Origin of the sequence: Streptomyces himastatinicus ATCC 53653, from assembly GCF_000158915.1 — a bacterium.
Taxonomy (GTDB): Bacteria; Actinomycetota; Actinomycetes; order Streptomycetales; family Streptomycetaceae; genus Streptomyces; species Streptomyces himastatinicus.
Genome location: NZ_GG657754.1, coordinates 4635324 through 4644295, shown reverse-complemented (window position 1 = coordinate 4644295; position 8972 = coordinate 4635324). Strand labels below are relative to the sequence as shown.

Sequence of the window (8972 nt, the reverse complement as noted above, 5' to 3'; positions counted from 1 at the left end):
CCGGCGGATCTTCCAGCTCGCGCCCGCCGTCGCGCTGCTGCCGTATCTGCTGGTCCTGGTCGCGATCCCGATCGGCCCGGGCGGCGCGGTCGGGCAGGTCATCGACGCGGGCGTCTTCTTCGTGCTCGCGGTGATGGGCGTCGGCGTGCTGGGTTCGCTGATGGCGGGCTGGGCCTCGGCCAATAAGTTCTCCCTGCTCGGCGGCCTCCGTACCGCCGCCCAGCTCATGGCGTACGAGCTGCCGATGCTGCTCACCGCCGCGTCCGTGGCGATGGCCGCGGGCACGCTGTCGCTGCCCGGCATCCTCGACGCGTTCGAGTGGTGGTGGGTGCCGTGGCAGATCGTCGGCGGGCTGGTGTTCTTCACCGCCGGGCTGGCCGAGCTGCAACGGCCGCCGTTCGACGCCCCGGTGGCCGACTCCGAGATCATCTTCGGTGCGTACACCGAGTACACCGGGCTGCGCTTCGCGCTCTTCCTGCTCGCCGAGTACGCGGGCATCGTCATCCTGTGCGGACTGACCACCGTCCTGTTCCTCGGCGGCTGGCACGGCCCGCTCGAAGGCGACGTGGGCTGGCTCTGGACGCTGCTCAAGACGGCCGTCCTCGCCTTCGTCGTGATCTGGCTGCGGGTGAGCTACCCGCGGCTGCGCGAGGACCAGTTGCAGAAGCTCGCCTGGACCTGCCTCATTCCGCTTTCGCTCGCCCAGATCGCCCTCACCGGCGTCGTCAAGGTGGTGATCTCCTGATGGGTATTCCCGGTTCCGGCCTGGCCAAGGGCCTGGCCGTCACCCTGCGCACGATGACCCGCAGGTCGCACACCGCGCAGTATCCGGACGCCCAGCCCGAACTGCCGCCCCGCACCCGTGGGGTGATCGGGCTGTTCGAGGAGAACTGCACGGTCTGCATGCTGTGCGCGCGCGAGTGCCCGGACTGGTGCATCTACATCGACTCCCACAAGGAGACGGTGCCCCCGGCGGCGCCGGGCGGGCGCGAGCGCAGCCGCAATGTGCTGGATCGGTTCGCCATCGACTTCGCCCTGTGCATGTACTGCGGTATCTGCATCGAGGTGTGTCCTTTCGACGCGCTGTTCTGGTCGCCGGAGTTCGAGTACGCGGAGGAGGACATCCGCGACCTCACCCATGAGCGGGACAAGCTCCGCGAATGGATGTGGACGGTGCCCGCGCCGTCCGCGCTCGACCCGGCCGCCGAGGAGCCGAAGGAGATCGGCGCCGCCCGCAAGGCCGCCGAGAAGCTCGCCGCGGCCGAAGCGAAGGCAGCCGAAGAGGCGAAAAACGCAGGAGCGAACGACGGGACGAACGGGGCCGCCTCGTGAGCACCGCGGTCCAGCTGGCCGCCACCGGCCACGGGTTCCTGTCGCCCACCGGCGTCGAGATCGCCTTCCTCCTCGTGGGCATCGCGACGTTCGGCGCGGCCGTCATCACCGTCACCACCAAGCAGCTGGTGCACGCCGCGCTGTGGCTGGTGGTGGCGCTCGGCGGCATCGCCGTGGAGTACCTGCTGCTCACCGCGGAGTTCATCGCCTGGGTGCAGGTGCTGATCTACGTCGGCTCCGTCGTCGTCCTCCTCCTCTTCGGGCTGATGCTGACCAAGGCGCCCATCGGCCGCTCCCCGGACGCCGATTCGGGCAACCGCCCGGCCGCGCTCGCGGTGGCCGTCGCCGCCGCGGCCGCGCTGGTGTGGGTGGTCGTGGACGCCTTCCGCGCCACCTGGATCGACCTCGACAAGGGTGTGCAGGGCTCCACCGCGGTCTCGGGTGAGAGCCTCTTCCGGTACTGGGTGCTGCCGTTCGAGGCGCTGTCCGTACTGCTGCTCGCCGCGCTCGTCGGCGCGATCGTGCTGTCCCGCAAGAAGGTTGAGGAGAAGCGCTGATGCACCTCGCCTACCCGGCCGTGCTGGCCGTCCTCCTCTTCTGCACCGGCCTGTACGGCGTGCTGGCCCGCCGCAACGCGATCCTGGTGCTGATGTCGGTCGAGCTGATGCTCAACGCCGTCAACCTCAACCTCGTCGCCTTCGACGTCTGGCTCCGCGACACCCTGCACGCGGGCCAGGCGCTGACCCTGTTCACCATCGCCATCGCCGCCGCCGAGATCGGCATCGGTCTCGCCATCGTCCTCCTCGTGTACCGCAACCGGGGCACCTCCGACGTCGACCGGCTCCGGGACCTGGCCGACCCCCCGCCGAGCGGACAGGTTCCCCCGGACGACAGCGACGACAGCATGGCAGCCGCCACTGACAACGGCCCTGGCAACGGCCCCGGCAACGGTCCCGACGACCGCGCCGACCAGGGAACTCGCGCCCGGAGGCAGACCGCGTGACGACCACGACCGCCGCCGTTCTCGTCCCGCTCCTGCCCTTCCTCGGTGCCGCCGCGGGACTGCTGCTGGGACGCCGTGCCCCCGGCTTCGTACGCCCCCTCGCCATCCTGCCCACCGTCGCCGCGACACTTCTCGCCGTCCTCGTCGCCGTACGGCAGGGCGGTGGCGAGGGTGCAGGGAAGGCGCCGCTGACCGTCGCGACCCGGCTCGCCGACACCGGCTCGGTCCCGATCGACCTGGCGCTGCACATCGACGGGTTCGCCGCCCTGGTCGCGGTCCTCGTCGGCGTCGTCGCGTGCTGTGTGCAGATCTACTCGACCGGCTATCTGCGGGACGACCCCCGCTACCCCTCGTACGCGGCCCTCGTCTCCCTCTTCACCGCCGCGATGCTCCTCGTCGTCTACTCCGACGACCTGATCGTGCTGCTCGTCGGCTGGGAGATCATGGGCATCTGCTCGTACTTCCTGGTCGGCCACTACTGGGAGACCGCGGCCGCCCGGTCCGCCTCCCTCAAGGCGTTCCTCGTCACCAAGCTTGGCGACGTCCCGTTCCTGATCGGCATCTTCGCGCTCGCCGGGGACACCGGCACGTTCCGCATCAGCGAGATCTACGCCCGGCTCACCGCCACCACCTCCGGCATCCCGCTGGACCACCCCACCCTGATCGCGCTGCTGCTGCTGGCCGGGGTCGCGGGCAAGTCGGCCCAGTTCCCGCTGCACACCTGGCTGCCGGACGCGATGGCCGGTCCCACTCCGGTGTCGGCGCTGATCCACGCCGCCACCATGGTCGCCGCCGGTGTCTACTTCATCGCCCGGCTGCTGCCCGTCTTCGCGTCCTCCGCCGCCGCGCTCGCCGTCCTGGCCGTCATGGCGGCGATCACCATGGTCGGCTCGGCGCTCGCCGCGCTCGCCCAGGACGACATCAAGCGCGTCCTCGCCTACTCGACCGTCGGCCAGCTCGGCTACATGACCGGCGCGCTGGCGGTCGACGACCGCGGCGCGGCCGTCTTCCACCTCATCTCCCACGGCGCGTTCAAGGCGCTGCTCTTCCTCGGCGCGGGCGTGATCATCCACGCGGCCGGGACGAACTCCCTCGCCGCCATGTCCCGCATGAGCGGCCTCGCGAAGCGCATCCCCGACGCCTACTGGACGGTCACGGTCGCGCTGCTCGCGCTCGCCGCCATCCCGCCGTTCGCGGGCTTCTTCTCCAAGGAAGCCGTCCTCGGCGCCGCCGAGCACGCCGCCACCGGCCACACCTCCGCCGTCCCCACGGGCGTCGGCTGGACCGTGCTCGTAGCCGGGCTGCTCACCGCCCTGCTCACCGCCGCGTACGCCGGACGGCTGTGGCTGCTCGCGTTCCGCGGCAAGGGCGAGCAGGCCCCCGACCACGGCCGGCAGCCGGTCGCCCTGAACGCCGTCCTGTGGGTGCTCTTCGTCCCCACGGTCGCCCTCGGCCTGTCCTACGGCACCCTCCCCGACTGGTTCGACGGTGAGACCCTCACCCCGACCCTCACCACCTCCGTCCTCGGCACCGGCGCCGCCCTCATCGGCGTGCTGGTCATGTACGGCGCCTGGCGGCACACCTCGGCGCGGGCCGCCCGCGTACCGCTCGGCGCCGTGGCCGCCCACCCGGACGCCGCCGACGCCGTCTCCGAGGTCGAGGCCATCGCCACCCACGAGGCCGCCTACGGCTCCATCGCCGGGGTTGCTCATGTGGTGGATTCCCGGCCGCCTCCTCCTCGGCCCCCTCCACCGCCACGCCGCAGCCGGTTTCCACCTCGACGCCGTCTACAGCGCCCTGTTCGTCCGCCCCGTGCGCGCCGCCGCCGCCCTCGTCCGCTTCCTCGACCGCGAGGTCGTCGAGACGTACGTACGCGGCGCGGCCGGTGCCCCCCGCCTGCTCGGCGCGGCCGTCCGCCGCGCCCAGACCGGCAACGTGCAGACCTATCTCGGCGCGCTGCTCGCGGGCTCCCTCGTCCTGGCCGTGGCCGCCGTCCTCGTCGCAGCGGGAGCCTGACCCGTGAACCACACCGTCCTGCAATACCTCCTCGCGGCCGTCGTCGTGCTCCCCCTGCTCGGCTCCGTCGCCGCCCTGTTCCCGGCCCCGCCCGGGCTGCGGGGCCGCGACCCGGAGCAGGCCGTGCTGCGCCACGGCGTCACCGTCACCGGCGCCGTGCTCGCCGCCGCCATCGCGCTCGCCGCGGGCTTCGACCACGGCCGCCCGGGCGTGATGCAGGCGCAGACCGACATCAGCTGGATCCCGGCGCTGGACATCCGCATCCACCTCGGCGTGGACGGCGTCTCGCTGCCCCTCCTGGTCCTGACCGCGCTGCTGACGTTCCTCTGCGCGCTCTACTCGTACTACAAGATGCCCGCCGGGGGATCCACTCCCTCTCCAAAGGGGTTCGTCTCGCTGCTCCTCCTCCTGGAGGGCGGCACCCTGGCCAGCTTCGCGGTCCTCGACCTGATGCTGTTCTTCCTGGCGTTCGAGATGACGCTCATCCCGATGTACTTCCTCATCAACCGGTGGGGAGGCGCCGAACGGGAGCGCGCCGCCTGGCGGTTCATCCTCTACACGCTGCTCGGCTCCGTCGTCATGCTGCTCGGCCTCCTCCTCGTCGGGGTCAAGGGCGGCACCTTCGACATGGTGGCACTCGCCTCTGACAACGGCGCCAAGCTGACCCACACCACCCAGCTCATCGCCGCCCTCGCCCTCATCGTCGGACTCGCCGTCAAGGCCCCGATGTGGCCGCTGCACAGCTGGCTGCCGGACGCCCACACCGCCGCGCCCACCGTCGGCTCGGTCCTCCTCGCGGGCGTCCTGCTCAAGATGGGCACGTACGGACTGGTCCGCATCGTGCTGCCGATGGTCCCCGAGGGCGCCCACACCTACGCGCCCTACCTGGCCGCCTTCGCCGTCGTCGGCATCATCTACGGATCCTTCGCCTGCCTCGCCCTCGCCCTCCCGTCTCCCACCACCACCCTCAACGGAGGCTCCGCGCTCTTTAATCGCAGCGGCGCGGGCGGCGACCTCAAGCGGCTCATCGCCTACTCCTCCGTCGGCCACATGGGCTTCGTCCTGCTGGGCATCGCCACCCTCACCCCCACCGGGGTGAACGGCGCGCTGTTCGCCAACATCGCCCACGGCCTCATCACCGGCCTGCTCTTCTTCCTGGTCGGCGCCCTCAAGGACCGCTCCGGCACCACCGACCTGGACCAGCTCTCGGGCATCAGCGGCGCCGCCCTCTACGGCCGCGCGCCCCGCCTCGGCGGACTGCTCGCCTTCGGCGCCGTCGCCTCCCTGGGACTGCCCGGACTCGCCGGGTTCTGGGGCGAGATGCTCGCCATGTTCGGCGCCTTCGAACCCGCCGACGGGCTCAGCCGCCCGGCGTACCTCACCTATATGGCGCTCGCCGGTTTCGGCACCCTGCTGACCGCCGCCTACATGCTCATCGTCGTACGGCGCGTCTGCATGGGCGACCACCCCGTGGAACCCGGGGCCGAACACGGCGCCCCCCGGCCCGCCCTGGCCGACGTCCACGGCTACGAATTCGCCGCCTGGAGCCCCCTGGTGGCCCTCACCGTCCTCGCCGGACTGTGGCCCGCGGCCCTCCTCGGCCTCACCGACCCGGCCGTGCAGCAGCTCCTCGCGGGAGGCAACTGATGACTCCGATCGCCTCTGACCTCGCCGCGGGCCTCGTCCAGTCCGTCGACTGGCTCGCCGTCGCACCGCCCACCATCGCCGCCGTGGCCGGTCTCGCCGTCCTCGTCGCCGACCTCTTCCTGCCCGAGCACCGGAAGCCCCTGCTGGGCTGGCTGGCGATAGCGGGCCTGGCCCTGGCCGGGCTCAGCCTGCTGCCCCTGCTGGACGGCGACCGCTCCACCTTCTGCCTCACCTCCGGTGGCGGCGCCGCGTGCAGCTACACGGCCGACACCTTCACCCTCGTCATCCAGCTGCTGGTGCTCGGCGGGGCGCTGCTCACCGCGCTGCTGTCCATCAGCGGCATCCAGGATCTGCGGCTCCCCGCGGGCGAGTTCTGGTTCCTGCTGCTGTCGTCCGCCGCGGGCGCCGCCCTGCTGCCCGCCTCCCGCGACCTCGCGACCCTCGTCGTCGCCCTGGAGGTGGCCTCCCTCCCCGCCTTCGCGCTCGTCGGGCTGCGCCGGGAGAGCCGGCTCTCCTCCGAGGCCGCGCTGAAGTTCTTCCTCTCCTCGGTCACCGCGACCGCCGTCATGCTGCTCGGCGTCAGCTTCGTCTACGCCGCCACCGGCAGCCTCCACCTGTCCCGCATCGCCGACGGCCTCGCCCACGTCGACCCGCGGCTCGACACGCTCGCCCAAGCGGGCGTCGTCCTCACCCTGGTCGGCTTCGCCTTCAAGACCGCCGCCGTGCCCTTCCACTTCTGGGTCCCCGACACCTATGTGGGCGCGCCGATCCCGGTGGCCGCCTATCTCTCCGTGGTCGGCAAGGCGGTCGGCTTCTCCGGCCTCATCCTGGTGACCGTCGTCGCCTTCCCGTCGTACGACGACGTATGGGGCCCGGCCGTCGCCGTCCTCGCCGCCCTCACCATGACCGCGGGCAACGTCGCCGCGCTGCGCCAGCGCCCCGAGCGCGCGCACAGCGCCGTACGCCTGCTGGCCTGGTCCTCCGTCGGCCAGGCGGGCTATCTGCTGGTCCCCATCGCGGCCGCCGGATACGCGGGCCCGGACGGGGACGCGGCCCACGCCATCGGCTCGACCGTCGCGTACGCCCTCATGTACGCGGCCGTGAACCTCGGCGCCTTCGCGGTCGTCGCCCTCGTCGCCCGTACGAACCCCACCGGCCGCATCACCGACTACCGCGGCCTGTACGCCGCCCGCCCGGCCGCCGCCCTCGCGCTCGGCTTCTTCCTGCTGTGCCTGGCCGGACTGCCGCCGGGCATCATCGGGCTCTTCGCCAAGGTGACCGTCTTCCAGACGGCCGTCGACGCGGGCCTGGGCTGGCTGGCCGTCGTGATGGCGCTGAACGTGGTGATCGCCCTCTACTACTACCTCCAGTGGACGGCCGTCCTCTTCCGCGCACCCGAGGCCCCCTCGGACGAGGGCGTGGCATCCGTCACCCCGGTGGCGGCGACCGCCCCCCTGACGGCCGCCATCGGCCTCGCCGCCGTCCTCGGCATCGCCCTCTCCGGCGCCCCCCAGCTCGTCCTGCGGTTCGCCTCGGGCGCCCTGCTCTAGCGGCGCCCTAGGTGCACAAGGGTGCACAAGGGAACTAGTGACCCTCACCTGGCGTTGACCAGTTCAGGAGGGTCCACTGGAAGGTGGAGACACCAGTCAAAGGGTTCCCCTGTGGCATTTTCGGGAGGGCGTAGCGTGCACCGCCGGCACAACGGGCTGAAGACCGCCGTACTCCTCGGGGGACTGTCGGCGCTCATCATCGTCATCGGCAGCTTGTTCGGCCGGATGGGGCTGATCATCGCGGTCTTCGTCGCCCTCGGGACGAACGCGTACGCCTACTGGAACAGCGACAAGCTCGCCCTGCGGGCCATGCGGGCGCGTCCGGTCAGCGAGTTCGAGGCGCCGGGGCTGTACCGGATGGTGCGCGAGCTGTCGACCGCGGCCCGCCAGCCCATGCCGCGGCTCTACATCTCCCCGACCGAGGCCCCCAACGCCTTCGCGACCGGCCGCAACCCGCGCAAGGCGGCGGTCTGCTGCACCGACGGCATCCTGCGCCTGCTCGACGAGCGGGAACTGCGCGGGGTCATCGGCCATGAGCTGAGCCATGTCTACAACCGCGACATCCTCATCTCCTCGATCGCGGGCGCGCTCGCCAGCGTGGTGGTGTTCCTGGTCAACTTCGCCTGGCTGATCCCCATCGGCCGGTCCGACGACGACGAGGGCCCCGGCTTCGTGGGCATGCTGCTGATCATGTTCCTCGGCCCGCTCGCGGCCAGCATCATCCAGCTCGCCGTCAGCCGCTCCCGTGAGTACGAGGCGGACGCGTCCGGCGCCCAGCTCACCGGCGACCCCCTGGCCCTCGCCAGCGCCCTGCGTAAGCTGGAAGCGGGCACGCAAGCGCTGCCGCTGCCCCCGGAACCCAGGCTGGAGACCGCCAGCCATATGATGATCGCCAACCCGTTCGGGGCGGGCGGTGGCATGTCCAAGCTCTTCTCCACGCACCCGCCCATGCGGGAGCGCATCGCACGGCTCGAAAAAATGGCGGGGGAGCAACCGTGAAGACCATTCTGAACATCATCTGGCTCGTATTCAGCGGCTTCTGGATGGCCTGCGCCTATGTCCTGGCGGGCCTGCTGCTGTGCATCACCATCATCGGCATCCCCTTCGGGATCGCCTCGTTCCGCATCGCCGGTTACGCCCTGTGGCCCTTCGGCCGCATCGCCGTCCCCCGCCGCGACGCGGGCGCCGCCTCCTGCGTGGGGAATGTGTTGTGGCTGGTCCTCGCGGGCTGGTGGCTCGCCCTCGGCCACATCGTCACCGGCGTCCTGCTGTGCGTGACGATCATCGGCATCCCGCTGGGCATCGCCAACTTCAAGCTGATCCCGATCTCCCTGACCCCCCTCGGCCACGACATCGTCCCGACGGACCGCCCCTTCGCCGGTCGCTGACCCGGTTCCGGTCACCCGGCGAGCAGTCCGCCGTGC

At 71.5% G+C, this 8972-nt stretch carries 8 protein-coding genes and 1 pseudogene; all 9 read left to right on the top strand.

The genetic code is table 11. From position 1 onward, the window contains the following. On the top strand, nucleotides 1-745 hold a 745-nt coding region (locus SSOG_RS19295), incomplete at its 5' end, for a complex I subunit 1/NuoH family protein (protein WP_009715924.1). Next, nucleotides 745-1332, top strand: coding sequence for a NuoI/complex I 23 kDa subunit family protein (locus SSOG_RS19290; RefSeq protein WP_009715923.1), 588 nt, complete (start codon nucleotides 745-747; stop codon nucleotides 1330-1332). The genes SSOG_RS19295 and SSOG_RS19290, both read left to right, overlap by 1 nt. Further along, entirely contained in the window at nucleotides 1329-1889 is a 561-nt protein-coding gene (locus SSOG_RS19285) for an NADH-quinone oxidoreductase subunit J family protein (protein WP_009715922.1), read from the top strand. The genes SSOG_RS19290 and SSOG_RS19285 overlap by 4 nt, the downstream gene beginning before the upstream one ends. Then, complete coding sequence (gene nuoK, locus SSOG_RS19280; RefSeq protein WP_009715921.1) at nucleotides 1889-2335, top strand: NADH-quinone oxidoreductase subunit NuoK; 447 nt, start codon at nucleotides 1889-1891, stop codon at nucleotides 2333-2335. Before SSOG_RS19285 ends, nuoK begins: the two co-directional genes overlap by 1 nt. Beyond that, nucleotides 2332-4351: pseudogene (locus tag SSOG_RS19275) on the top strand (NADH-quinone oxidoreductase subunit 5 family protein). Before nuoK ends, SSOG_RS19275 begins: the two are co-directional and overlap by 4 nt. A gap of 3 nt (nucleotides 4352-4354) precedes the next feature. Further along, complete coding sequence (locus SSOG_RS19270; protein WP_039938086.1) at nucleotides 4355-5998, top strand: complex I subunit 4 family protein; 1644 nt, start codon at nucleotides 4355-4357, stop codon at nucleotides 5996-5998. Further along, nucleotides 5998-7548, top strand: coding sequence for an NADH-quinone oxidoreductase subunit N (locus tag SSOG_RS19265; protein WP_009715918.1), 1551 nt, complete (start codon nucleotides 5998-6000; stop codon nucleotides 7546-7548). The genes SSOG_RS19270 and SSOG_RS19265 overlap by 1 nt, the downstream gene beginning before the upstream one ends. A gap of 135 nt (nucleotides 7549-7683) precedes the next feature. After that, complete coding sequence (htpX, locus tag SSOG_RS19260; protein WP_009715917.1) at nucleotides 7684-8547, top strand: zinc metalloprotease HtpX; 864 nt, start codon at nucleotides 7684-7686, stop codon at nucleotides 8545-8547. Further along, nucleotides 8544-8936, top strand: coding sequence for a YccF domain-containing protein (locus tag SSOG_RS19255; RefSeq protein WP_009715916.1), 393 nt, complete (start codon nucleotides 8544-8546; stop codon nucleotides 8934-8936). The genes htpX and SSOG_RS19255 overlap by 4 nt, the downstream gene beginning before the upstream one ends. The last annotated feature ends 36 nt before the right edge of the window (nucleotides 8937-8972 follow it).

What these genes read in the sequence shown, in the direction of transcription:
- SSOG_RS19290 (WP_009715923.1), top strand. Translation starts at nt 745, where the DNA reads ATGGGTATTCCCGGTTCCGGCCTGGCCAAGGGCCTGGCCGTCACCCTG.
- SSOG_RS19265 (WP_009715918.1), top strand. Translation starts at nt 5,998, where the DNA reads ATGACTCCGATCGCCTCTGACCTCGCCGCGGGCCTCGTCCAGTCCGTC.
- nuoK (WP_009715921.1), top strand. Translation starts at nt 1,889, where the DNA reads ATGCACCTCGCCTACCCGGCCGTGCTGGCCGTCCTCCTCTTCTGCACC.